Origin of the sequence: Actinotalea ferrariae, from assembly GCF_019733465.1 — a bacterium.
In the GTDB taxonomy this organism is placed as follows: Bacteria; Actinomycetota; Actinomycetes; order Actinomycetales; family Cellulomonadaceae; genus Actinotalea; species Actinotalea ferrariae_A.
The window spans coordinates 24,288-47,587 of sequence record NZ_JACVQL010000021.1; the positions used below are offsets into that span (position 1 = coordinate 24,288).

Annotated in this window: 22 protein-coding genes and 1 riboswitch; of the genes, 9 read left to right on the plus strand and 13 right to left on the minus strand. The window is 70.6% G+C overall.

The window, feature by feature from the left end; genetic code table 11:
- Positions 1-49 precede the first annotated feature (49 nt).
- The gene (locus ICW40_RS02150) at positions 50-706 is read right to left on the minus strand and encodes a C40 family peptidase (RefSeq protein ID WP_308121571.1); all 657 of its coding nucleotides are present in this window, start codon (positions 704-706) and stop codon (positions 50-52) included.
- A 122-nt stretch (positions 707-828) separates the two neighbouring features.
- Positions 829-982, minus strand: a riboswitch (cyclic di-AMP (ydaO/yuaA leader).
- Positions 983-1,217: 235 nt separating this feature from the next.
- Between ICW40_RS02150 and ICW40_RS21350 the strand changes: the two genes are divergently transcribed.
- From ICW40_RS21350 to ICW40_RS02180, 6 genes are all read left to right on the plus strand, one after another.
- Positions 1,218-2,525: an alpha/beta fold hydrolase gene (locus ICW40_RS21350; RefSeq protein WP_221652181.1), complete on the plus strand. Its 1,308-nt coding sequence runs from the start codon at positions 1,218-1,220 to the stop codon at positions 2,523-2,525.
- A gap of 138 nt (positions 2,526-2,663) precedes the next feature.
- Positions 2,664-3,062: an ArsR/SmtB family transcription factor gene (locus tag ICW40_RS02160; RefSeq protein ID WP_221652182.1), complete on the plus strand. Its 399-nt coding sequence runs from the start codon at positions 2,664-2,666 to the stop codon at positions 3,060-3,062.
- A 113-nt stretch (positions 3,063-3,175) separates the two neighbouring features.
- Positions 3,176-3,817, plus strand: a complete 642-nt coding sequence (locus ICW40_RS02165; RefSeq protein ID WP_308121572.1) for a methyltransferase family protein — start codon at positions 3,176-3,178, stop codon at positions 3,815-3,817.
- Positions 3,818-4,063: 246 nt separating this feature from the next.
- The gene (locus tag ICW40_RS02170) at positions 4,064-5,350 is read left to right on the plus strand and encodes an Nramp family divalent metal transporter (RefSeq protein WP_308121573.1); all 1,287 of its coding nucleotides are present in this window, start codon (positions 4,064-4,066) and stop codon (positions 5,348-5,350) included.
- 440 nt (positions 5,351-5,790) lie between these two features.
- Positions 5,791-6,126, plus strand: coding sequence for a hypothetical protein (locus ICW40_RS02175; RefSeq protein WP_221652207.1), 336 nt, complete (start codon positions 5,791-5,793; stop codon positions 6,124-6,126).
- A 295-nt stretch (positions 6,127-6,421) separates the two neighbouring features.
- On the plus strand, positions 6,422-6,937 hold the full coding sequence (locus ICW40_RS02180; RefSeq protein ID WP_221652183.1) for a flagellar basal body-associated FliL family protein: 516 nt from the start codon (positions 6,422-6,424) through the stop codon (positions 6,935-6,937).
- A 21-nt stretch (positions 6,938-6,958) separates the two neighbouring features.
- On the opposite strand, the gene ICW40_RS02185 is transcribed toward ICW40_RS02180, so the two are convergent.
- From ICW40_RS02185 to ICW40_RS02195, 3 genes are all read right to left on the minus strand, one after another.
- A complete protein-coding gene (locus tag ICW40_RS02185) occupies positions 6,959-8,305 on the minus strand; it encodes a M23 family metallopeptidase (protein WP_221652184.1) in 1,347 nt (448 codons plus the stop codon).
- A 256-nt stretch (positions 8,306-8,561) separates the two neighbouring features.
- Positions 8,562-9,476, minus strand: coding sequence for a cation diffusion facilitator family transporter (locus ICW40_RS02190; protein WP_221652185.1), 915 nt, complete (start codon positions 9,474-9,476; stop codon positions 8,562-8,564).
- The gene (locus ICW40_RS02195; protein WP_221652186.1) at positions 9,476-9,853 is read right to left on the minus strand and encodes an ArsR/SmtB family transcription factor; all 378 of its coding nucleotides are present in this window, start codon (positions 9,851-9,853) and stop codon (positions 9,476-9,478) included. The genes ICW40_RS02190 and ICW40_RS02195 overlap by 1 nt, the downstream gene beginning before the upstream one ends.
- A 452-nt stretch (positions 9,854-10,305) precedes the next feature.
- Here ICW40_RS02195 and ICW40_RS02200 point away from each other — a divergent pair, with 452 nt between their 5' ends.
- The gene (locus tag ICW40_RS02200) at positions 10,306-10,983 is read left to right on the plus strand and encodes a copper resistance CopC family protein (RefSeq protein ID WP_221652187.1); all 678 of its coding nucleotides are present in this window, start codon (positions 10,306-10,308) and stop codon (positions 10,981-10,983) included.
- Positions 10,984-11,066: 83 nt separating this feature from the next.
- On the plus strand, positions 11,067-13,088 hold the full coding sequence (locus ICW40_RS02205; RefSeq protein ID WP_221652188.1) for a cytochrome c oxidase assembly protein: 2,022 nt from the start codon (positions 11,067-11,069) through the stop codon (positions 13,086-13,088).
- 4 nt (positions 13,089-13,092) lie between these two features.
- Here ICW40_RS02205 and ICW40_RS02210 read toward each other — a convergent pair whose 3' ends face one another.
- Complete coding sequence (locus ICW40_RS02210) at positions 13,093-14,007, minus strand: cation diffusion facilitator family transporter (RefSeq protein WP_221652189.1); 915 nt, start codon at positions 14,005-14,007, stop codon at positions 13,093-13,095.
- 281 nt (positions 14,008-14,288) lie between these two features.
- On the opposite strand from ICW40_RS02210, the gene ICW40_RS02215 reads away from it, so the two are divergent.
- Complete coding sequence (locus ICW40_RS02215) at positions 14,289-15,281, plus strand: cytochrome c oxidase assembly protein (protein ID WP_221652190.1); 993 nt, start codon at positions 14,289-14,291, stop codon at positions 15,279-15,281.
- A 10-nt stretch (positions 15,282-15,291) separates the two neighbouring features.
- Here ICW40_RS02215 and lnt read toward each other — a convergent pair whose 3' ends face one another.
- The 8 genes from lnt to ICW40_RS02255 all read right to left on the minus strand — a co-directional run bounded on the left by lnt (position 15,292) and on the right by ICW40_RS02255 (position 23,243).
- A complete protein-coding gene (lnt, locus tag ICW40_RS02220) occupies positions 15,292-17,127 on the minus strand; it encodes an apolipoprotein N-acyltransferase (protein ID WP_221652191.1) in 1,836 nt (611 codons plus the stop codon).
- A gap of 174 nt (positions 17,128-17,301) precedes the next feature.
- The gene (ccsB, locus tag ICW40_RS02225; RefSeq protein WP_221652192.1) at positions 17,302-18,288 is read right to left on the minus strand and encodes a c-type cytochrome biogenesis protein CcsB; all 987 of its coding nucleotides are present in this window, start codon (positions 18,286-18,288) and stop codon (positions 17,302-17,304) included.
- Between the two features lie 2 nt (positions 18,289-18,290).
- Positions 18,291-19,964 carry a cytochrome c biogenesis protein ResB gene (gene resB / locus ICW40_RS02230; RefSeq protein ID WP_308121574.1) on the minus strand — a complete coding sequence of 558 codons (1,674 nt, stop codon included), beginning with the start codon at positions 19,962-19,964 and terminating at the stop codon, positions 18,291-18,293.
- Between the two features lie 32 nt (positions 19,965-19,996).
- Positions 19,997-20,686, minus strand: coding sequence for a DUF305 domain-containing protein (locus tag ICW40_RS02235; protein ID WP_221652193.1), 690 nt, complete (start codon positions 20,684-20,686; stop codon positions 19,997-19,999).
- Positions 20,686-21,357 carry a DUF3105 domain-containing protein gene (locus tag ICW40_RS02240; protein WP_308121575.1) on the minus strand — a complete coding sequence of 224 codons (672 nt, stop codon included), beginning with the start codon at positions 21,355-21,357 and terminating at the stop codon, positions 20,686-20,688. The genes ICW40_RS02235 and ICW40_RS02240 overlap by 1 nt, the downstream gene beginning before the upstream one ends.
- Positions 21,354-22,103, minus strand: coding sequence for a cytochrome c biogenesis CcdA family protein (locus ICW40_RS02245; protein ID WP_308121576.1), 750 nt, complete (start codon positions 22,101-22,103; stop codon positions 21,354-21,356). The genes ICW40_RS02240 and ICW40_RS02245 overlap by 4 nt, the downstream gene beginning before the upstream one ends.
- Positions 22,100-22,774 (minus strand): TlpA family protein disulfide reductase, encoded by a 675-nt coding sequence (locus ICW40_RS02250; RefSeq protein ID WP_308121577.1) that lies wholly within the window; start codon positions 22,772-22,774, stop codon positions 22,100-22,102. The genes ICW40_RS02245 and ICW40_RS02250 overlap by 4 nt, the downstream gene beginning before the upstream one ends.
- Positions 22,767-23,243, minus strand: coding sequence for an ArsR/SmtB family transcription factor (locus ICW40_RS02255; RefSeq protein ID WP_221652194.1), 477 nt, complete (start codon positions 23,241-23,243; stop codon positions 22,767-22,769). The genes ICW40_RS02250 and ICW40_RS02255 overlap by 8 nt, the downstream gene beginning before the upstream one ends.
- Positions 23,244-23,300: the final 57 nt, after the last annotated feature.

Below are 23,300 nucleotides of genomic sequence, written 5' to 3' on the forward strand. Positions count from 1 at the left end.
TGGCGGCGTGACTCGCCGGCCCATCGACGCGGCGCTCGGGTGTGTTCCGTCAGCCGACGCGGATGAACGTGGGGTTCGACTGCCAGATCTCACGAATCTGGATGGTCTTGCCGGGAACCGGGGCGTCGATCTGCGTGTTGCCCCCCGCATAAATCGAGATGTGCCCCGGGGTCCAGATGAGGTCTCCGGGCTGCGCCTGCTCGAAGGGCACCACCGTGCCCGCGTCTCGCTGAGCGCCTGACGTACGCGGCAGCGCGATGCCCACCTGCGCGTACACGTACGAGGTGAAGCCTGAGCAGTCGAAGCCGTCCGGCGTCGTGCCTCCCCAGAGGTAAGGCACCCCGACGTAGCGCGAAGCGATCTCGACGATCGCGTTGCCGTTCGCGCTTGCGGGCGCCGGTGCTCCGATCTCGGCAGGAGCCGACTCGGCCGCGGCTTCCCGGACCTGGCTCCGAGAAGGCGCAGCCTCTACCGGCGCAGGCGGTGGAGGCGGGGGCGGGTCGGCGACGACCGTGATTGCCGGGACGTCGAAGGTCCATGCGGCGTCGCTGGGAACCGAGACGACCGGGGACGTATCCAGCACGGTACGAGCGGAGGCAGTGAGAGCCCGGGTGTCGACGGTCGGCAGCTGGCCCTCGTTGTGGCTGTGCGCTGCCGACGCCGGACTCGCCAGCATCGAGACGACCAGACCGGACGACGCGGCCATGACCGCCCCGCGACGACCGCTCAGTGCTACGTGGGCGACGGCCGTCGACGCGGCGATCGACAGCGGGGTGGTCGCCGACCCCGCGGCGCGGTGGCGTGCGGCCTCAGATCGTGCAGGCATGGACAGCCTCTCCGATCGCCTGTGAAGTGAGCTGTCGGGTTCGGGCTGGAGCAGCCCGGTCGGCCGTAGTGCACCGACTTCACCCCAAGGGCACCGCAAAGGTGCCCGTACACGTGGGTCCCCCACTCCTGCCATGTGAATCGGGGAGCGCGCCCTCGACGGTGGCAGGACTCGGCGTCCGCCTTGAGCGGCGCCGAACGAGCGTCCGGCGCTCGCCGATAATAGGGGGCTCCACCGAGGCATGTCACGAATCGATCACGACGCAGGCCATGAAGTTTCGATGAAGACCGTCGTCCCGGGACACACGGTGGCCTCCTGATGTAGCGACACCCCGCGGTTGCGGGTCGATCGCGTCTTCCTGCGGACCAGCTGCGGTCAGTACGGTCGACAGGTGGCGAACGAGGCCCGTCCGCGGCCGCACGGCACCGCTTCCCGACCGAGCGCACCCATGGGGCGGGTGGTGGCTGTGTCTCTGGCCGCGGGTGTGGTCGCCGCCGCCATGCTTGTCGTGGCGCCGTTCGTCCCGCCCACCGAGGCCGCGATCACGGGCGCCCTCTTGTGCGGGTTGGCGCTGGGCTGGGCGCTGCTAGCTGTTCTCTCGGCGCGGTTCACCGACCAAGCCCTGCGCTGGGCGATGGTCCCTGCCCTGTTCATGGGGGTCAGCGGTCTTCTGCTGCTGATCGTCGGCTGGCCGGTGCTCGAGCCGTTGGCCTGGGTGTGGCCTCCGGTCATGCTGGCCCTGGTCGTGTCGATGTTCGTTCGCACCCGTCGGGACGTTCGCAGCCGCAGCGGACGGTGGCTGCTGTACCCGGTGCTCACCGTGCTGGCACTGGCCTCGGTCGGTGGCGCGTACCAGACCGTGCAGGCCGCGGTGGACGCGTCACGTCCGATGCCTGGCCGGCTGATCGACGTCGGCAACCACCGCCTGCACCTGAGCTGCACCGGTTCCGGGGGCCCGACCGTCGTCCTCGAACCTGGTGCCGGCATGGTTTCTGCCCAGCTGGAGCTGGTCGCGCCCGCCGTCTCTGAGCAGACCCGGGTCTGCGTCTACGACCGCGCGGGACGTGGGTGGAGCGAAGCCGCGAGGACCCGCCAGGACGCCCACCAGATCTCGGCAGACCTGCACACCCTCCTCGAGGAAGGTGGCGTCCCCGGACCGTATGTGCTCGCCGGACACTCCTTCGGCGGCCTGTACGCGCTGGCCTTCGCCGCCCGCTACCCCGACGACGTGGCCGGGATGGTGCTGGTCGACACCACACCCCCGGCCTCCGGACCCCAGTCGAGCGCCACGCACGCGAGCGAGGAGGGCTCCTCCGACCTCGGGGACAGGCTCGCCACGCTGGTGTCCGTCTCCGCTCGACTGGGCGTCACCCGCCTGCTCGACCAGCCCACCCCGGACAGCGTGCGCAGCACGATTGAGGAGTACGGCCAAGGCGGCGCCTCGGCACAGGAGGCGGCCGCCCTGCGCGACCTCGCCGACAAGCCGCTGGTCGTCCTGACGGCCGCGGTCGGTCAGGACCCGGCCGACGCCGCCGCACACGAGGATCTCGCCAGGTTGTCCAGCAACAGCGTGCACCGCGTCGTCGAGGGCACCGACCACGGCGGGATGATCACCGACGCGACCGGTGCGGCCGCGACCAGCCGCGCCGTCCTGGACGTCGTCACCTCATTGCGGACCGGGCAGCCCCTGGCGGAGTGACCTGGCTGGCGCACGAGTGGAGCTGCGGGTCCTCCCGGGCGACCAACGGCACCTGGCGAACCGGGCGCCCGGCCTCATCATGGGACGGCAAGGCGACCCTTCCTTGCCGGGCTGTGCCGCCGATGGCAGCATCGCATTATGGCGATAACACAGACACCCGACGATGCGCCTGTCTCGCGCAGGGGGCTAACGACGGCGGCGTGCCTGTTCCACGGCTTTTCCGACGCCTCACGCCTGGAGATCCTGCGTCACCTCGCCCTGGGCGAGCACCGGGTGGTGGATTTGACCGCACACCTGCAGCTGGCCCAGTCCACCGTCTCCAAGCACCTGGCGTGCCTACGCGACTGCGGGTTAGTGACCTCGCGGGCCGAGGGTCGGGCGTCGGTGTTCTCCCTGACCCAACCCGACGCGCTCATGAACCTTCTGGCGGCGGCTGAGCGTCTGCTCGGTCTGACCGGTGACGCCGTCGCGCTGTGCCCGGTGTACGGCGTCGAAGGTGCCGCGACCGTCGCCCACGATGGGGGGGCCGCGGGATGACCGCCGCCGGGCTGAACGCGCCGGAGGTCGAGGGACTGACCGCAGCGGGCTCCACCTAGCGCAGTTCACTGTCGCCTACAACGTCGTCGCGATCACCGCCAACAATGAGAGGGATGACGATGACCGGTGAGGTCAGCGCCGTCGTGGCGCTCGTTCTGTACGCGCTCGGCCTGGTCGTCACCTTCGGTGTGCGGACCTGGGCGCACCACCGAACCACCGGCAGCTCGGGGTTCCGCGGCCTGTCCGGCCGGCCCGGCTCGGCGCCCTGGTGGGGCGGTGTCCTGTTCGCCGCCGCCCTGCTGCTGGCCACGATCGGTCTCGTCCTGGCCACCACCGGCACCCTGCCGACGGCGGCCGTCCCGGCCGCTGCGCGGTGGGTCGGCATGGCCGCGGCAATCTCCGGGTTTGTCGGGGTCGTGCTCGCGCAGAGCGGGATGGGCACGTCCTGGCGCATCGGGGTGGACCCGGCCGAGCGCACCACCCTGGTCACCAGTGGAGCGTTCGCGATCGCCCGGAACCCGATCTTCACCGCGATGTGTGTGGCCCTCGCGGGCCTCGTCTTCATGGTCCCGACCGTGCTGACCGTCACGGGGCTCGTCTGCCTGGTGGTGGCCGTCCAGCTGCAAGTCCGCGTCGTCGAGGAGCCGTACCTGCTGGCCACCCACGGGGAGAAGTACGCGGGCTACGCGGCGCGGGTGGGCCGGTTCGTGCCCGGCGTGGGCCGGCTGCGCGCGACGAACCCGATGGTGCGCTAAAGATGTCCGGGTGCCCGGCGCTGCTGGCCGACGCCGGGCACATGCTCACCGACGCCACCGGTGTCGCGAATCGCGTTGATCGCCTCTGTCCTCGCGGCGCGCCGGCCACTCTGTCCTCGCGGCGCGCCGGCCACTCTGTCCTCGCGGCGCGCCGGCCACGAAAGCCTGCACGTATGGGCTGCAGCGTCGCCGCGGCGCAGGAGGCGCCGCTAGATTCGGCTGACGGGTACGGGCGAAGGGGGCGTCGTGCGCCAGGTTCCCTCGATGGCCGCGCGGGCGGTTGCGGCGGATCAGCCGCCGCGACGCTGGCGTAGCACCTGGGTGCTGCTCGGTCCGGCGTTCGTGGCCGCGGTCGCCTACGTCGATCCCGGCAACTTCGCCACCAACTTCGCCGGCGGCGGCAGGTACGGGTACCGCCTGCTGTGGGTCATCGTCGCAGCGAACTTGATGGCGATGCTGATCCAGTCCCTGACCGCCAAGCTCGGCCTGGCGACCGGCAAGGACCTGGCCTCGCTGTGCCGGGCGCACCTGCCACGGCCGGTCACCTGGGGGCTATGGGTCCAAGCAGAGGCGGTCGCGATCGCCACCGACCTGGCCGAGGTCGTCGGCGGCGCCGTCGCCCTCCACCTGCTGTTCGGCGTGCCCCTGCCGATCGGTGGCCTGATCACTGCGGTCGTCGCATTCGGGCTGCTGACCGCGCAGACGCGCGGCTACCGGCCGTTCGAGGCGGTCATCACCGGGCTGCTCGCCGTCATCGCGCTCGGCTTCGCCTACACCCTGCTGGTCTCAGGGCTCGAACCGGGTGCCCTGGCGCGCGGGCTGGTGCCCGGGTTCGCCGACACTGAAAGCGTCCTGCTGGCCACCGGCATCCTCGGCGCGACCGTCATGCCGCACGTGATCTACGTGCACTCCGCGCTCACGCCCGGCAGGTACCGGTCGACGATCGGCTCGCCATCCGCAACCGGTGCGCCCGTCTCCACCAAAGCGCTGCGGCGGGTTCTGCGGGCGCAGCGCCTGGACGTGCTGCTCGCAATGGGTGGCGCCGGGCTGATCAACGCAACGATGCTCATCGTCGCCGCCCAGATGTTCGCCGGCGACTCCGTCGCGGGCACACTCGAGGGCGCGCACGCAAGCCTGGCCACTGCAGCCGGCTCCGGTGCGGCCCTGGCATTTGCCCTCGCACTGCTGGCGTCCGGGTTCGCGGCGTCCTCAGTCGGCACGTTCGCCGGCCAGGTAGTCATGGCCGGCTTCCTGCAACGTCAGATCCCGCTGTGGCTGCGCCGCACCCTGACGCTCGCGCCCGCACTCCTCGTCCTCGGCGCCGGCGCGGACCCGACCATCGCCCTGGTGTGGTCCCAGGTGGTCCTGAGCTTCGGCATCCCGTTCGCGCTGATCCCGCTGGTCATCTTCACCGCCCGGCGGTCCCTGATGGGCGACCTCGTCAACCGCACGGCGACGACCGTCACCGCCTCAGCGGTCGCGACACTGATCGTCGCCCTCAACGCGTTCTTGCTCTGGGACCTGGCTACCTGAGCTGTCCCGCAAGCGCCTTGCCTACGGCTTCATCCGGGTGCTGTCCCTCCCCCGAAGTGACTGTTCCCTAGGGGAGCCCTGCGACCGCGCCATCGAACAGCTCGTTCTCGGGTCGCGACCGGCGACCAGCCCTCTGGTTCTCTCATCTTGGCAAGGCGCCGGCTGCTGGCGCTCCGCGGCCCGGCCGGCACGGCATGCTTCGTCGCTGGAGCGTTCACAGACGGTCGGTCGTCGACGATCCGGACACCTACTAGCCTCGCGCAGTGCGCGGCCCGGCCTTTCGACCAGCCGACGACCCCTCGCGAAGCGCTCGAAGGCGGGGCGAGCGTTTCTGTGCCCCGTCGTTCCCGCCGGCCGGGTATCGTCATCCGGATCGACGGGGCTCTGTTGGGCCCGCAGGGCCGAGGAAGCGGAGCTTGATCGGGAGGGTGACGTCGACAATGCAACAGGCCCTCGAGATTCTCGGCGCCCTGACCCCGAGCGTGGGAGTCGGCCTGATCTTCTGGCTCGCGATGCGCAAGATCATTCATGCGGACCGCAACGAGCGGGCAGCCCAGGCGGCGCTCGATCGGTACCACCAGGCCGGCCCCGGTCACGAGCCCGACGCGGGTCGTCGAGCCAGCGTCTATGGCGAGAGACGGCAACCGGACGGGACGCGGGACATCGACATGCGCGCAGGTAGTGCCGCGGCACCCACCGCTCAAGTGTCGGCGTCGCCTGCGCGGTCCGGCTCCACGTTGTCCGACGGTCACGCGTCAGAGGGATCCGATGACTGAACCAGGAAAGAGGCCCTCCCGGCTCGGCTTGGTGCTGCCGCTGGTCGCATTCGGCGTGATCATCGCGGGCTACGTGGTCTCTCTCGTGATCGAGCTGAGTTAGCCGAGGTGCTCCCGATTGGCGGGGCCAGGGTAGACGGTCCCGCCCTCTCGAGGTGGCACGCTCCGGTCATCGGGGAACGTGTGGGCAATAGCACTGCCTGGTCGCTCATCCTCACGTCGAGCGGTTCCCAGCCGATCTGGTCGATGGCTCGCGGTGACTGTGGAGCCGTCCAACGAGAGATGCGGCCACGATGTGACTGAGCAGCGCGTTTTCGCCAGCAAGCCGAAGATCGGCGCTCGGACCGGCGCGGCCACGGCGCCTGCCGAGCCGTCGAGCGCCGACGGCGCGCCAGCCCGACGAAGCAGGAAGCTGGTCGTCCTCCTGGTGATCGTCGCACTCCTAGGTTCGGGGGCCGGCTACTGGTTCCTCATCGGTCCTGGAGCCAGCGCCGAGCAGGGCGCGGCGCAGGAGCCTCCGGCGCCGGAGCCCGGCGTCGTGCAGGAGCTCGAGCCGATCAGCCTCAACCTCGCCGGCGGTCGGTACCTCATGATCAGCCTAGGTCTACAGCTCACGGCGGAGGTCGAGGACGAGATTGACCCGTCCATCGCCCTGGACCGGACGATCACGCTGTTCTCTGGGCGCACGATCGAGGATGTCAGCAGCGCTGAGGGCCGGACAGCGCTGAAGGCAGAGCTTGCAGCCGCGCTCAAGGAGGGCTATGACGGCGAGGTCATCGACGTCTTCTTCACCACGTTCGTGACGCAGTAGCGCACGAACCCTGGCCGTGCACTAGTTCAGCATCGGCTCGGGATCCGTCGTCGCGCCGTTGAGATAGGTCTCGAAGTGCAGGTGGCAGGCACCGGACAACCCGGTGTTGCCTGCGTATCCGATCAGCTGGCCCTGCTGGACGGACTGCCCGCCGCTGACGGCGAAGCTGGTCATGTGGTTGTAGCTCGTCATGAGCGACGATCCGTTCCAGTAGCCGTGGTTGATCATCACCTGGTTGCCGAAGCCGCTGCGTGACTTCGCCCACTCGACCGTGCCGGACGCTGCGGCGTACAGCGGGGTGCCGCAGTAGGCCCGCAGGTCCAGGCCGGCATGCAGGCGCCAGTACTTGAGCACGGGATGGAACCGCATTCCGTACTTGGAGGTCCGCACCCACGGTGTGAACGACGTGGGATTCGCGAACGGCCGGCTCCCGGTTGCCGACGGCGGCGGAGCCGGAGCCGGAGCAGCTCCTCCTCCGTTCTGGCGAGCCGCCGCGGCGGCCGCCTCCTGCTGGCGTCGCGCCTCCTCCTGAGCCTGGATGATCGCCGCCAGCTCCGCCTCGAGCGCAGCCTGTTGGGCTTCGAGCTCCACCTGTCGGGCCAACTGCGTCGCCTTCTGGCTCTCGATCGACGCCGCCTTCTGCGCCTGCTCGTCGCGCATCAGCTCCAGCGCAGCCTTCTTCGCCTCTGCGTCCGCCCGGGCCACCTCAGCGGCGACCACGTTGGCGTCCGCCTCGGCCTTCAGTGCTGCGACCTCCTCTCGCACCGCTCCGAGCCGGACCTCGCGGTTTCGATTAACGCCATTGAGCTGTTCCAGGTCACGCAGGGCCTGTGTCTGGGTACGCAAGGCGGTCTCTGCCAGAGCAGACTGCCGGACGAAGTCGTCGGTGCTCTCCGCGTCGAGCGCGGCGGACAACGCCGACTCGGCCATGTCTCCCTTGTACGCGTCGCGTGCCATCTGACCGACGGCCGCGCGGATGTCGTCGGCGCGCTCCGTGTCGGCCTGGACCTGCGCAGTGATGCTCCGCTCTTCCGCCTCTGCGGCGACCAGGCGCTGTGCGATGATCTCGGCCTCACGCTGAAGCCGCATGAGCTGCTCCTCGGCCGTGACCAGCTCGGCTTCAGCGGCCGGGATCGCGGCATCCAGGGCCTGAAGCTCGGCGTATGCCTGAACCAGCGCCGTGTCGGTGTGAGCGAGCTCCTCCTCGAGCGTGGACATCGCCTCGTCCACGGCTTCCTGACGCGACTCGTTCTCGGCGCGACGGTCGTCGTGCTCGCCCGCCTGCGCCGGGGCCGACGGGACACCGGCCATGAGCACCGAACCGACGGCGAGCGCGCTCAGTCCGGCGCGAAGTCGAGTGACCTTCATGTGAGTACTTTCACCGCTGACCGGCAGTGGCGCCGTGAGGCGTTGCGGCGCGGCGCCGATCGGCGCAGCGAGGTGCCCGATGTGTGGCGCTTCGTCCCGGCGGAAGTCAAGGACCGCGCCAGCGACGCCGAGCTGGTCGCGTACAACGCGACGCTCGCACGCAGGTCAAGGCTCACCGGCGCGCCCAAGCTCCGTCGACGCACGGGGCGCCTCGAAGTCGAGGGCCACTCGGTGGAGCCGTCGAGCGAGCGAGGGACTACCAGGTGAGGTCGGAGCACTCGTGCTGCTGCTGGGCCGTCTCGACCTGCAGCGTGGCGTGGGCGATGCCGAACCGGTCGCGCAACACCTCCCGGGCGCCGGTAAGGACCGTGGTGTGGTCCGCTCCAGTGTTCGCGACGAGGTGGGCGGTGGCGACGTTCATCCCGGAGGTCAGCACCCACAGGTGCAGGTCGTGGATGGCGCTGACACCCGGCACGGTGCCCAGCTCCCCGCTGACCGCCTCCGGGTCGATTCCCGCCGGGGCGTGCTGACCGAGCACCCCGATCACCTGCCGGCCCAGCGCGATGGCCCGCACGATGACGAAGAGGGCGATGGCCAGGGCGACAACGAGGTCCCAGATCGACCGCCCGGTAAGGATGATCAGCCCCCCCGCAACCATCACTCCGACCGATCCAGCGGCGTCCGCGACCACCTCGAAGTAGGCGCCGCGGACGTTCAGGCTGTCCTTGGAACCGCTGCGGAGCAGCAGCATGGAGATGACGTTGATCACCAACCCGACGAAGCCGACCACGAGCATGACACCTGAGGGCAGCGACGCGTCCTCGCCGATCCGGCCGATGGCCTCGACGACCACGTACACCCCGACCCCGAGCATGATGAGCACGGTCAGGCCGGACGCGAAGACCTCCGCGCGGTAGGAACCGTAGGTCCGTCGTCCTGAGCGGTCGGGGCGGGTGGCGATCCGGGTGGCGAGCAGGCTGGCGCCCAGCGCCACTACGTCGGCCGCCATGTGCCCGGCGTCGGATACCAGGGCGAGGGAGCCGGAGATCAGGCCCGCTGCCAGCTCGACAACGAAGAACGCGGCGGTGAGGGCGAACGCGCCGGCAAGGCGGCGGCGGTAGCGTCCGCCAGCGTGCTCCCCGACGGGGCCGTGACTGTGCCCGGCGCCCATCAGCGGCTCACCTCATGACCGGTGTGCGCTCGACACACGTCCAGGAGCATCCGCACGTGGGCGTCCGCCAGCCTGTAGTAGACCCGGCGGCCCTCGCGCCGGTTGTCCACCACTGCGGAGGCCCGAAGGAGCCGCATCGTCTGGGACACCGATGCCTCGGGGACCTGCACCGCAGCGGAGATGTCGCACACGCACAGCTCGCCAGCCTCAAGCAGCGCGTAGAGGATCTTGGTCCGCCGTACGTCGCCAAGGAGCCGGAACAGGGCCGCCAGCGCGCCCGCCTCGCCGTCGTCGGGGACCCTGTCGCGGACCAGGGCGATCCGCTGCGACTCAGGATCAGCGCCGACACAGCCGTCCAGCGGCAGAACCTGGCTCATCTCATCTCCTCATCTGCGTGGATCTTCAGATAACGTGATCATAGCGCGCCTTCCTGGCGCGACTCGTTCTCGCTGCGGCGGTCGTCGCACTCATCGGCATGAGCCGACTCGAGAGGCGCACCCGCCATGAGCACCGAACCGACGAGCGCGCTCACCCCGCGCGAAGTCGAGCCACCTTCATGCGAGTGCTTTCACCGCTCACCGACCGTCGTGGCGTCAGGTCGAACGGCGCGGCGCGGCGCGGCGCGGATCACGATGCGACGGCGCCCCCGTGTGCCGCTTCGCGCCCGGTGATTTCGGACCTGCCTTGAGGCGTTGACATCGGCCTAGCCGCGGACGGTGCCGACTCGGGGTCGGTGCAACGCCGGGCGTCGGGCAGGATGGTCGGAAGCCCGCTCTGGACTTCAAGCGCCGGACGGGCACCAGCAGACGACAAAGGAGGGTCCGATCCCATGGCCGCGACAGCCGAGCCGCAACCACCGCCCCACGCCCGGGCGGCAATGCGCCTCGCCCGCGCTGGCGCAGTAGTGGTTGCCACGCTGCTGCTGCTGCTGGGCTGGACCCCGCGCCAGGCCGTCGCCCACGACGCCCTGGTGAGCACCGAGCCCGGTGACGGGACGACGGTCGAGGAACCTGAGGCCGTAGTGCTGACGTTCGCCGCCGACCAGCTCGCCGTGGGCGCCGTCGTCGCGGTGACCGGCCCTGACGGGCAGGAGTGGGGCGACGGCGCGACGACGGTGTCCGGCGTCACCGTGACCCAGCCGCTTCGCGATGGCCTCCTGGCCGGGGACTTCCAGGTCGCGTGGCGCTCCGTGTCCGGTGACGGACACCCTGTCGAAGGGACGTTCGGCTTCACCGTTGAGGCGGCGCCTGAAAGCCCGAGGGCGCCGGAGCCGTCACCGAGCGAGCCGGCGACGTCGCCTTCGCCGGCAGCTGCGGCGGCGCCGGAGCAGCCCGGCTCCAGCGCCGGGGTGCCGGGACCGGATCGGGGTGAGCCCGAGGACAGGGGCGGTAGCAGCATCGGTGCGCCGACGGCTGTGGGGCTTGCCATCGCCGCCGCGATCGTGGCGGTCGGGGGCGCCGTCTTCCTGCGGCGGCGCAGCGGCGGTGAGCGGCGCACTGAGCCGTGAGCAGGATGCTCCCGACTCGAGCCGGGGTAGCGCCCGACGCCGGCCCGGGAGAGGCACGCGCTGGGCGCCGTCGCCTCGGCGTGATGGCGGGTGCCGTGGTGGCGGTGGTCGTGGTGCTTGTCAGCGGCGGGTGGTCTGGTGCATGGCAGGGGACGGCGCTGGCCGATCCCGGTGCACTGGTCCGCTGGTCCTCGCCGATCGTCACCGTGCTGTCGGAGCTGGCGGCGGCGGTGACCGTAGGGGCGTTGCTCCTGGTGGTGGCGATCCTTCCCAGCGGATCTGCCCGGGAAGCCGTCGGGCCGAAGGCGTGGCCTGCCGCGGGGGTGGTGGCCGGGGCGGCCGCCGCCGTGTGGACGGTGCTGAGCGTCGTGGATCTGGTGCTGACGTACGCCAGGATCACCGGGACTTCGCCGCAGGGCGAAGGGTTCGGCAGCCAGCTCGCGCTGTACCTGGGGTCGGTCTCCGGTGGGCGCACCCTGCTGGGCGTCACGGTGTTGGCGGCGATCACCACGGTCCTCGCGCTGCTGATCACTGGGCCACGGAGCGCCGTCGTCGCCGCCGTGCCTGCGTTGACGGCGTTCGCGCTGTGGTCCCAGACGGGGCACGCGTCGGGTGACGGGAACCATGAGCTCGCAGTGGGCGCGATGTTCTTGCACCTGGTCGGTGCTGCGCTGTGGATCGGGGGGCTCGCGGCGATCACGCTCGTGTCCCATCATCTCGGCGGCGCCCTACGCACCACCGTCGCACGCTGGTCGCCCGTCGCGGCGTGGTCGCTCGCCGCTGTCACCGTCTCAGGTCTGGTCAACACAACCCTTCGCACCGGCGGGCTCGAGGACCTCACGACGCCCTATGGAACGCTGGTCGTCGTCAAGGTGCTGCTGACCGGAGGTCTGGCGCTCCTCGGTCTGGTGCATCGACGGGCTGCGATCCCGCGTATTGCGCCGACCGCGTCGGGCCGAGCGCCCGCGCTGTTCTGGCGGCTCGTGGCCGTCGAGCTCGCCGTCATGGGCGCCGTCTCCGGTGTCGCTGTCGGGCTCGGAAGCACCGAACCACCCGGCGCCGTGACTGCCAGCGGTAACCTCACCCCGGCCGAGCTCATCACGGGCCATCCGATGCCGCCGCCCCCCACCGTCGAGCTTTGGCTGACGTCGTTCCGGTGGGACCTGATCATCGCGACCGGCTGCGCCAGCGCCCTGGTCGTCTACGCGCGGTGGGTGCGCCGCCTACGTGCTCGCGGGGACCGGTGGCCGTTGACCCGGACGGCGTGTGCCGTCACGGGGTTCGTGCTGCTGGGATGGGCGACCTCCGGTGGCCCGGCCGTGTACGGGCACGTGCTGTTCAGCGCGCACATGATTCAACACATGTTCCTGATCATGGTCATTCCCATCTTCCTAGTCTTGTCGGCGCCTGTGACGCTCGCCGCACGCGCTCTTCCGGTGCGGCACGACGCCTCCTGGGGACCACGGGAGTGGCTGCTGCGACTCGTCCACTCGCGCTGGGCGCGGTTCTGGGCGCACCCCGTCGTGGCTGCGGTCAACTTCGCCGGGTCGATGGTGATCTTCTACTACACGCCGGCGTTCGAGTACGCCCTTCGGTGGCCGATCGGAACCGTGCTGATGGTGGCGCACTTCACCGTTGCCGGTTACCTGTTCGTCAACGCTCTGGTCGGCATCGACCCAGGCCCGCGACGGCCCGCGTTTGCGATCCGACTCCTGCTTCTCTTCGCGACCATGGTGTTCCACGCGTTCTTCGGCGTCGCCCTGGTCATGCAGGAGAGCCTCCTTGTCCCTGAATGGTTCGGGATGCTGGGTCGGCCGTGGGGCCCGTCTGCGCTGGACGACCAGCGGGCCGGTGGTGCGATCGCGTGGGGCATCAGCGAGCTGCCGATGCTCGCCCTGGCCATCGGGATCGCCCTCGCGTGGAGCAAGGACGACGAGCGCACCGCGAAGCGCCTGGACCGCGCCGCGGACCGCGGCGGCGACGTCGACCTGGCTGCCTACAACGCGATGCTCGTACGTTTGGCCCAGCGGGGCGATGCCAGCGCCCCTGGGCGCAGCGAGCGACCGGGATCCCACACGGGCTCGGCGGAGGGGCCGGGCGATTGAGCGGCTACCAGGTGAGGTCCGAGCACTCGTGCTGCTGCTGGGGCGTCTCCACCTGCAGCGTGGCGTGGGCGATGCCGAAGCCATCACGCAGGACATCCCGCGCGGCGGCCAGGACCGCGGCGTGATCCGATCCGCTGCTCGCGACGAGGTGAGCGGTGGCGACGTTCATCCGGGAGGTCGGCACCCACAGGTGAAGGTCGTGGATGGCGCTCACGCCGGGCACGGCGCCCAGCTCTCGGCGGACGGCCTCCGGGTCGATACCTACGGGTGCGTGCTGGCCCAGTACCGCGACGACCTGCCGCCCCAGCGTGACGGCGCGCACGATGACGAAGACGGCGATCGCCAGGGCGACGGCGACGTCCCAGACCGCCCGCCCGGTGGCGATGATCAGAACACCGGCGACCATGACGCCGACGGAGCCGGCAGCGTCGGCCACCACCTCGGAGTAGGCGCCCCGGACGTTGAGGCTGTCCTTGGACCCGCTGCGCAGCAGCAGCATGGAGACGAGGTTGATCACCAGGCCGGCGAGGCCGACCACGAGCATCACGCCCGAGGGCAGGGATGGGTCCTCGCCGATCCGACTGACCGCCTCGACCACCACGTACACCCCGACACCGAGCATGATCAGTACCGTGAGGCCCGAAGCGAAGACTTCCGCGCGGTACGAGCCGTAGGTTCGTCGCCCGGTGGGGTCGGGGCGGGTGGCGATCCGGGTGGGGAGCAAGGACGCCCCCAGGGCCACGACGTCGGCGGCCATGTGCCCGGCGTCGGAGATCAGCGCGAGCGAGCCGGAGGTCAACCCTGCCGCCAGCTCGACGACGAAGAAGGTGGCGGTCAACAGGAAGGCGCCGGTCAGGCGGCGGCGGTAGCGCCCACCGGCGTACTCAGCGACGGGACCGTGCCCGTGACCAGCGCCCATCAGCGGCTGCCACCGAGGAGTCGGAACACCTTGGCGAGCGTCGCTGCCTCGGCGTCGTCCGGGACGCCGGCGCGGACCGGTGCCACGCGTTGGGACAGCGGATCGCCACCGACGCAGCCGTCCAACGGCAGGACCCGACCCTTGGGCATCTCCTCATCTGCGCGGATCTTCAGATAACGTCACCCTAGCGCGGTGTGGTTGCCCCGGGCTCGCGACCCGATCGATGGCCTGCAGACCTATGTGGCTGTCAGGAGGGGGCGCGCAGAGTCGGAGGAGGAGCGGTGCAGGACGACCCGGGCGTCACGGGGCCGGTGTGGCTGCCGACCGCACCGCCGTCGCTGGAGACGATGCTGGCCCCGACGCTGCAGCCCGTGCCGGTCCTTCCGGTGTTGGCGGTGGTGCTGCTGGTGCTGTACCTGGCGGGCGCGTGCCGGCTGTGGCTGCGAGGGCGGCGCTGGTCGATCGGTGCGACCGTCTCGTTCACGGTGGGCTGTGTGGTGCTGGCGGTCGTGACAGGTGCGGGCATCGAGGGATACGGGTTGCGGCTGTTCTCGGCGTTCATGTTCCAGCAGCTGACGTTGATGATGCTCGTCCCGCCGCTGCTGGTGCTGGGGCGCCCTGGCACGTTGCTGCTGCGCGCGACCCCGCACCGGGGTGTGGGCCGGGTGGTGCTGGTCACGGCGCGGCGGGCACTGCGCAGCCGGGTCAGTCGGGTGGTGCTGCACCCGGCGGTGATGGTGCCGTTGTTCCTGCTCGCGTTCTACGGGCTGTACCTGGCCGAGCTCGCCGACCCGTTGCTGCGAACCTGGCCCGGGCACCTGACCCTGGAGGTGGGGTTCCTGGTGGCCGGGCTGCTGTTCACCGTCCCGGTGCTGTCCACCGACCCGTTGCCGATCCGGCAGACGCATCACGGGCGGGCACTGGACCTGGTGCTGGAGATGCCCCTGCACGCGTTCTTCGGGGTGATCGTGATGATGGCTACCGTGCCGATGGTCCCGCTGTTCGCTGCCCCACCGGCTGGGTGGGAGATCGATCCCCTGCGGGACCAGCAGCTGGCCGGTGGGCTCGCCTGGTCGTACGGGGAGGCGCCGGGACTGCTGATGCTCCTGCTGATCGCCAGCAGGTGGCAGCGCAACGACACCGAGCGGTCCACCGCCCGAGACCGACGGATCGATCGTGACGGCGGCGCCGACGCCGAGCTCGAGGAGTACAACGCCTACCTCGCGCGCTTGAACGGCTCGCGGCCCTCGGGGACGCCACCTGCACAACCGTGATGGTCGAGCCTCAAGGGACCGCGGCATCGGACGTTGTCGACTCCGTGGTGGTGGTCTCCTCGACGATGTCCTGGCCGAGCCGGATCCCGGTGTAGGCCGCGACAGCCATCAGCACGAGGAGCCCGACGATCAGGCGCCACTCCGACCACAAGGGCTGCACGCGGGTGTCCCACACCCGGACCGGCACCGGCAGGGCCCGCAGCCGCAGCGTCGGGGCGTGGTCGTCGGCCGCGCGGAGCCGCCGCGGGAAGCGACGGCGGCTGCGGTCGCGGCCGGGTCGTCGGCCGCCTGCCAGCGCACCGCTGACGACGGCGGCCGCCGCCAGGAGGTAGGCGGCCGTCTGCGGCGTGGCCCCCAGTCGCGCCGCCGGGGTGAGTGTCGTACGCAGCGGGAGCGATGCGATCAGCTCCTGATCGGTGAACAGACCGGTCCGCGCGACGACCGTCCCGTCCGCCATGATCATGGCGCTGACGCCCACGGTGGAGACCTGGACGGTCGACCTGGCGTGCTCCACCGCCCGGAAGCGGGACATCGCCAACTGCTGGGTCGACTCCGGGGTGCGCCCGAACGAGGCGTTGTTGGTCGGGATGACGATCAGCTCTGCCCCGTCGAGGACCCCTTCGCGGATGAGGTCACCGTAGGCGACCTCGAAGCAGATCCCGGTGGCGAGGCGCACGTCACGTCCGAGCGCGTCGATCCGCACATCGAGGACGGCCGGGCCGCCGCCGGCTGCCATGTCCGTGGCGACCCGGTCGACGAGCGGTGTGAGCTGCCGGAAGAACGAGCGGAAGGGGACGTACTCCCCGAAGGGCACCGGGTGCTGCTTGGCATAGGTATCGCCGACCCCCGAGCCGGCGGTCCAGACGATGACCTCGTTGTAGCGGACGTCTTGCCCGTTGGGGAACCGCTGGGTCCCGAGTAGCAGTGGGGCGCCAGCCGCTGCGGCGGCGCGGTCCACGGTCGAAGCCTGCGCGCGGTCGGTGCGGGGGTCGATGTCGGCGGCACTCTCCGGCCACACCACCAGGTCCAGCTGACGTCTTCCGGCGCTCACCGCGAGCCGCTCGGTACCTTCGGCGTGATTGGCCGTGACGTCACGGGCCTGATCGGCCCAGTCGGCGCCCTGCTGCGGGACGTTGCCCTGGACCGCGCCGATCAGCAGTGAGCCGCTCTCCGGGCCGGCGCTCACAGGAAGCAGGTTCGGGGCCCCGGCCAGGAGCCCAGCGGCAACCAGCGCCCCCGTCGCGGGGGTAACCGCATGGTTGCGAAGGTGCTGCAGCCCCAGCGCCATCAGCGCCCCCGTCGCGGCGACGAACGCGGAGACCAGGACTTCCCCACCGTAGGGCGCGAGTCGCAGCAGGGGCGCCTCGGTCTGGGAGAACGCCAGGAAGCCCCACGGGAAGCCCCCGAAGGACCAGGAGCCGCGGACCTGCTCGATGGCGACCCACAGCACGGCTGCGGTGACCGACTGGGCCAGCGGGCGACCAGTGAGCCAGGCGGCCCTGCGCGCGTACGCCCACAGCGCGCCGAAGCCGGCGACGTACAGCGCCTGGAACAGGCTGAGCGCGACCCACGGCAGCACCGATCCGGTGGCCTGCAGTGCCCAGTGCACCAGCGGCAGGAAGAACGCCAGGCCCCAGACCAGGCCGATGCCTGCGGCGCGGACCGGTGACGCGCGGCGCAGCGCGAGCAGCAGGCACGCCATGCCGGCGTAGGCCAGCGGCCACCATCCGCGGTCAGGAAACGCGAGACTCGTCGCCCAGCCACTCACAGCTGCTCCGAGCAGCACCAGCCCCGGCGGCATGAGGCCGAGTGATGAGGCGCCACCGTTGCGGCGTCGCGCATTCACGCGCTCGACCGCTTGATGGGAGGAACCGGCGTGGACACCAGGATCCCCACCTGCCGCACGAGCCGGACCCAGCCGCGTGGCCGACAACGAAGGGCGGTCGGGCACCGTGCTCACCTGGCGCCTCCCGATGGGTCGTCACGCACCCTCCGGGCGCGCATCGGCGTCGGCAGGTCCTCAGACGCCGGCATAGGAGTGCAGGCCCGTGATGAACAGGTTGACGCCGACGAAGTTGAAGAGGAACGCGGCGTATCCGGCCAGGGCAAGCCACGCGGCCTTCCTTCCCCGCCACCCGGCGGTGGACTGCGCGTGCAGGTAGGCGGCGTAGAGCACCCAGGTGATGAAGGCCCAGGTCTCCTTGGGGTCCCACCCCCAGTAACGGCCCCAGGAGTCCTCGGCCCAGATCGCACCAGCCAAGACGGCGAAGGTCCACACGGGGAAGGCGAACAGGTGGGCGGTGTGGGCAACGCGTTCGAGGGTGGCGCCTGCGGGCAGTCGGCCGGCGTAGCCGCGCGTCGCCTGCCCGCTGGTGTCCCGTGCGTCGGCGCGGCGGCGCAGCAGGTACAGGCCAGTTGCGGCGGCGCCGACGGTGAAGACGCCACCGGCGATGATCGCCGCCGCGACGTGGATGACCAACCAGTACGAGTTCAGCGCCGGGACCAGGTCGCCCGCGGGGGTGTAGAGGACGGTCACGGCGAGCCCCAGGCACAAGGTGACCAGAGCGAGGATCCACACGCCGAGGTCACGCACCGGCTGGCGTCGCAGGAACGCCAGGTAGGCCGCAGTAGCGGCGAGCGTGGCGGCGGCGGTGAACTCGTACATGTTGCCCCACGGCGCTCGGCCTGCAGCGAGACCCCGGGTCAGGACGCCGGCCAGGTGCAGCACGAACGCGAGCATGGTGAGCGCAGCGGCAATCCGCTCCAGGCGTTGCGTCGCCGCGCCCTCCGTGGTGGCGCGGTCGACAACCGTCCGAGGAGGCGACGAGGCGTTGCGGCCGGTGTGAGCACCGGCGGCGACGTGCTCCATCTGGCGGACGTCGTGGGCCACGGCCGGGGAGCGCCTCGCCGCCTGGCAGGCGTAGGTGAGCATCGCCAGGGCATAGACGGCGATGGCGCTGTAGATCAGCCGGTCGCTGAGCTCCGCCAGGAAGGTGGGGGTCGGCACGGTCAGTCCTCTCGGTCGTGAGGTGAAGCGTCGGTGGCGGCCGGTTCGGCGCCCGGCACGGCGGCGAGCACCGAGGAGAGTTCGTCAGGGACCGGTCCGCGACGGGTCAAGGCGTAGGTGGCGGCCTCGATCGTCGAGGCGCCGCCTTCGCGTGCGGCGGTCACGCGGATCCAGATCCGGCGCCGGCGTACGGCCAGCGACACGGTCAGGCCGAGCAGCAGAGCGACGGCTGCCGCGAGAGCGATCTCCTTGCCCGGGTCGTGGGCGATCTGGAAGTTGGCGAACCGGGAGACGGACTCGAAGGTGAGGGTTCCCTGCCCGTCGGGCAAGGTCATCGACTCGCCCGGCACCAGAGCCCGCGCGAACGGCTGGTCCCCGCTCGTGACCTGGGTCAGGTCAGTCTTGTCGAGACGGAACACGGACTGCGGCGCGCCGTCGGCCAGGCCTAGGTCCCCGGTATACGCGGTAAGCAGGAGCTGAGGGTCGACCAGATCCGGGTAGAGCGAGCGGGGTCCGGCGGCCGGGTCGACGGAGGCGGTAGGAAGGAAGAAGCCCTCGAAGCCCAGCTGGGTCGGCTGCGCGTCCGGGACCTTGATCACCCCTTCGGAGGACAGGTTCCCGTCGAACGGCACGAACACCACCGGGCCGGTGAAGACGGTCTGTCCGCGTCCGTCGCGGACGCTGACGACCGGTGCATAGCCGTGGCCGGTGAGGAACACCTTGGTCCCGTCGACCTGCAAGGGGTGGTTCACCGCGATCGTGTCTTCCTCCGCGACACCGCCAGGCGTACGCAACACGGTCACCTCGGCTTGGAAGTCCCTCGCGCTACCCCGTTGGGGACCGGACATCTCGAACTCGGCGGTGAAGTCCTCCAAGGTGAAGGAGAAGGGGGTCAGGCTCTCGGCGTCGGTCAGCGGTCCGGGGGTGAACTCGTCGTACTGCAGGCGGGTGTTGGTGAAGGAGGCACCCTCCACGACGATCACCCGCCCCTCGAAGCCGAACAACGAACCGATCGCCACTCCGAAGAGCAGGACCAGCAAGGACAGGTGGAACACGAGGTTGCCGACCTCGCGCAGGTATCCCTTCTCCGCTCGGACCGAGGTCTCGTCGACCACGACCCGGAACCTCCTGGCTCGCAGGTGGGAGGCCGCCACCTCCAACACCTGAGCCGGCTCCGCCGTCACGTTCCCGCGACGGTGCTCGTCCAGGCGCGCCAGGTTGGTCGGCGCCCGCGGGGGTTCCGCGCGCGCGGACTGCCACAGGCGAGCTGCTCTGGGCAGGACGCAACCGGTCATCGACACCATGAGCAGCATGTAGATCGCGGCGAACCAGGACGAGGAGTAGACCTCGAAGAACCCCAGGCGATCCAGCCATGGACCCAGCACCGGGTTGTCTGCGAGGAACCTGGTGACGGCACCGGGGTCGAACGCAACGCCGCGTTGAGGAAGCAACGAGCCCGGCACAGCGGCCAGGGCCAGCGCGAGGAGGAGCAGCACCGCGGTCCGCATGGACGTCAACGTCCGCCACGCCCACCGCAACCATGCCAGCAGCCCTTGACCGGTCGGACGGGACGGCATCGCCATCACCCCCGGCCGGGCCGCCTCCTCGAGACGTGCCGTCACCGCGCCGTCCTCGAGCGCGTCCCCCGTTGGCGGGGATGCCGCGGCCTCGGTCACGGCGTCACGGGCGAGGGCACCGGTTCGCTCGGTCACTGGTCCGCAGACGCGGCTTCCCGCGCGTCGAGCATGTCGCTGAGCACGGTGAGCTCGGTGGTCTGGGAGCTAACGATCGCCTGGGCCAGGCGGCGCACATCCTCGTCCCCGACCAGGTCGAGGGCGGCCTGCGCCATGGCGACGCCGCCTTCGTGGTGCGCCACCATGAGCCGCAGGTACAGGATCTCCGCGTCGACACCACCTGCGTGGGCCAAATTTCCCAGATCCTCGTCGCTCGCCATCCCAGGCATCGCCGCGTCGGAGTCCGGCGTCGCCGTCGCTTCAGCACCGTGGTCCATGGAGCCCATGCTGGAGTCGGTCGCCCTCATCCACTGCATGCGCGCGGACCGGCTGGCCTGCGGCAGGTCCCACTGCTCCAGCCAGCCGTACATCTGCCCAGCCTGCTGCTGCTGTGTCAGCATGATGTCCAGCGCCAGGGATCGAACCTCGGGATCGTCGGTGGCGTCGCGAACCATGGTGGACATCTCCACCGCCTGGACGTGGTGCGCCTGCATGTCGCGAGCGAACCCTGCTTCGGCGGAGTCCTCTCCAGGCCGCGAGACGGGGTCGCCCCCGTCGGTCAAGGCCGAGCCAGCGACCATGCCGGCGACCCCGACCACGGCGGCGACCAGGATCACCACCGCAACGGTCGGGATCCTGCGGGCCGCCGTCCCGTTCTCGCTCATCAGGCGTCCACCCCACCGGTGCACGGCGCACCCGGCTCCGGGGTCTGCTCACCTTGCTGGTACTTGACCACGAACTGTTCCAGGCGCGGGTCGTCCGCATCCTCCAGCGCGAGCTGGGTCCCCCAGGCGCTGGCCACCACCGACTGCTCTGGGAGACCGTCGAAGGGGCTGAGCAGCACGTAGGCGTTGCCCTCGGCAAGATCGGTCAGCTGTTGCACCTGCTCAGCCGGCAGGTCCGAGTTGTAGGTGATCCACACGGCACCGTGCTCTAGGGAGTGCACGCCCAGCTCATTGGTGATCGGTTCGAAGTATGTGCCGCAGTTGGCCCACACGCCCGCGTGGTCGCCCCCGACGGGCGGGGTCTGCTCGTACTGCACGGGCTGCTGGACATGGCTGGCAGACAGGTCGGTGAAGGTCTGAACGCCTTCGATGTCACCGGTTGCCGCTTCGACGACCTCGGTTGCGCGTCGCTGCTCACCGACGATCACGACGGCCGTCGCGGTGACGAGCACGCCTGCGACGAGCAGGCTCGTACCGGTGATGACCGCCGTCCGGCGGCGTTCGGCCCGTCGTTGCTGCTCGCGGATCTCGGTCAGGCGGGCGGCGCGCTCGGCCGCTTCTTGCTTTCGGTTCACCATCAGGTCAGGTGCCTTCCGTTCAGGGTCGTTCACAGGACGGTGGAGTAGCCAGAGATCGTGGACTGCAGTGCGCGCATGATGTGGTCCCACACACCCGTGGCGAGCAGGAGTCCGGTCGCGATGAGCATGACCGCACCGGCGCGTTTGATCGCCACGGTGTGCCGACGCGCCCACCCGGTCGCGGTCAGCGCGCGCCGCATTCCCAGACCCACAGCGATGAACGGCAGCCCTAGCCCGGCGGCGTAGACGGCGGCCAGCGCCGCCCCACGTCCCGCGCTGGCCTCGGTGAACGCCAGAGTCTGCACCGTGGCGAGCGTCGGACCGAGGCATGGCGTCCAGCCCAGCCCGAACGTGACGCCCATCAACGGGGCGCCCATCAGACCCGTCTTCGGGCGCAGCCGCGGCAGCAGCTGAAGCTGCGACCGGGGGAGCCAGCCGGCGAAGACAAGACCCATGATCACGACCACGACGCCCAGGACACGCGTGAGGAGCGCCTGCGAGGACTGGAGCGTGGCCCCGAGACCACCGAAGAGCGCGCCGTAGGCGACGAACACCGCAGCGAACCCCAGGATGAAGAGTGAGGTGCCCACCACCACCGGACGGCGGCGCGTCGGTGCTTCCTGATCGAGCAAGGGGCCACCAGCGACGTACGACACGTACCCGGGCACCACGGGAAGCACGCACGGGGACACGAACGAGATCAGCCCGGCCAGGGCCGCGACTGCCGCCGCCGCCAACATCGGGCCGGCCGCGACGACGTCCTGAGCTGCCTCACTCACGACTGCCCCGCCGTCTGCTCGCTCAGGACCGCGTCGAGCAGGGCGGTCAGGGTCGACTCCTCGACCGCCCCCAGGACGCGGGCCGCCGGGCGACCGTCACGGTCCAGAACGAGGGTCACCGGAACCCCCGCACCGGGAAGGTGCTCGGCCAAGCTCAGCAGGGCCTTGCCGTCGCTGTCGTCGATGCTCGGGTAGGTGATCGCGTAGGTCTCCTCGAACGCGATCGCCGCGGGCGGGTTGTCCCGTACGTTCACTCCGAGGAACCGCACACCCTCGTCGGCATACGCCGTTGAGGTGGCCGCGAGGACGGGGGCCTCCTCGCGGCACGGCCCGCACCAGGAGCCCCACACGTTGATGACCACGACATCGCCGCGCCATTCCGCGATGTCGATCGCCTCACCGCTCAGCCCGGTTCCCGACAAGCTCAACGGTTCGGCCCGGTCCTCAGGCGGGTACTCCGTCGCCGCCCTACTGACCGTTGTCGACGGGCCTTGCTCAGCCGCGACACCCTGGTTCGCCGAGAACAAGCCGGCGAGCTGCACGGCCACCAGGGCCCCGGTCACCAGGGCCAGGACGACGGCGATGATCCGCGGACGGAGCAGCAGCGGGCGCGACTGCCCCGACGCGGGCGTTACCTGCACCGGAGTGCGGGCGGGGGTCGGCTCATCCACGCTGGGCGACCGCCAACGGTCCAGACGCCCCGTCAGCAAGAGCAGTGGGGACCGTCCCACCCGCGTGATGGCGATCGCTGGCCGCTGGGAGTTCCGGCTGCCCTGGCTGCGGTGGGATGTCACCTCCTGCGGCGACGCCCAGCACCTCCAGCAGCGTCGAGCCGTGCGTCGTCAGCCGGCACATGACCAACTTTCCGTGCCTGCGGGCGGTCACCAGCCCGGCTCGACGCAGGATGCGCAAATGGTGCGAGACCAGGTTGGGCGCGGCACCGACAACCCAGGCGAGATCGCACACGCACAACTCGGTTCCGAGCGCTAGCGCCGCTGCCATACGAAGCCGCACCGGGTCGGCGAGCGCCTTGGCCGTGCTCGCCATCGTCTGAGAACGGTCGACCTCAGGCAATGCCCCGCGGACCGCCTCGGCGCGCGGCACGTCCAGGCACAGCAGGTCACATCCCTCGGCCGTCATGGCAACATCGTAACGAGCGTTGATAGGGACTGCTGCAGGGCTGGTTGACACTCCATC

What these genes read in the sequence shown, in the direction of transcription:
- ICW40_RS02150 (WP_308121571.1), bottom strand. Translation starts at nt 706, where the DNA reads ATGGCCGCGTCGTCCGGTCTGGTCGTCTCGATGCTGGCGAGTCCGGCG.
- ICW40_RS02160 (WP_221652182.1), top strand. Translation starts at nt 2,664, where the DNA reads ATGGCGATAACACAGACACCCGACGATGCGCCTGTCTCGCGCAGGGGG.
- ICW40_RS02165 (WP_308121572.1), top strand. Translation starts at nt 3,176, where the DNA reads ATGACGATGACCGGTGAGGTCAGCGCCGTCGTGGCGCTCGTTCTGTAC.
- ICW40_RS02175 (WP_221652207.1), top strand. Translation starts at nt 5,791, where the DNA reads ATGCAACAGGCCCTCGAGATTCTCGGCGCCCTGACCCCGAGCGTGGGA.
- ICW40_RS02185 (WP_221652184.1), bottom strand. Translation starts at nt 8,305, where the DNA reads ATGAAGGTCACTCGACTTCGCGCCGGACTGAGCGCGCTCGCCGTCGGT.
- ICW40_RS02190 (WP_221652185.1), bottom strand. Translation starts at nt 9,476, where the DNA reads ATGGGCGCCGGGCACAGTCACGGCCCCGTCGGGGAGCACGCTGGCGGA.
- ICW40_RS02195 (WP_221652186.1), bottom strand. Translation starts at nt 9,853, where the DNA reads ATGAGCCAGGTTCTGCCGCTGGACGGCTGTGTCGGCGCTGATCCTGAG.
- ICW40_RS02200 (WP_221652187.1), top strand. Translation starts at nt 10,306, where the DNA reads ATGGCCGCGACAGCCGAGCCGCAACCACCGCCCCACGCCCGGGCGGCA.
- ICW40_RS02205 (WP_221652188.1), top strand. Translation starts at nt 11,067, where the DNA reads ATGGCGGGTGCCGTGGTGGCGGTGGTCGTGGTGCTTGTCAGCGGCGGG.
- ICW40_RS02210 (WP_221652189.1), bottom strand. Translation starts at nt 14,007, where the DNA reads ATGGGCGCTGGTCACGGGCACGGTCCCGTCGCTGAGTACGCCGGTGGG.
- ICW40_RS02235 (WP_221652193.1), bottom strand. Translation starts at nt 20,686, where the DNA reads ATGAGCGAGAACGGGACGGCGGCCCGCAGGATCCCGACCGTTGCGGTG.
- ICW40_RS02255 (WP_221652194.1), bottom strand. Translation starts at nt 23,243, where the DNA reads ATGACGGCCGAGGGATGTGACCTGCTGTGCCTGGACGTGCCGCGCGCC.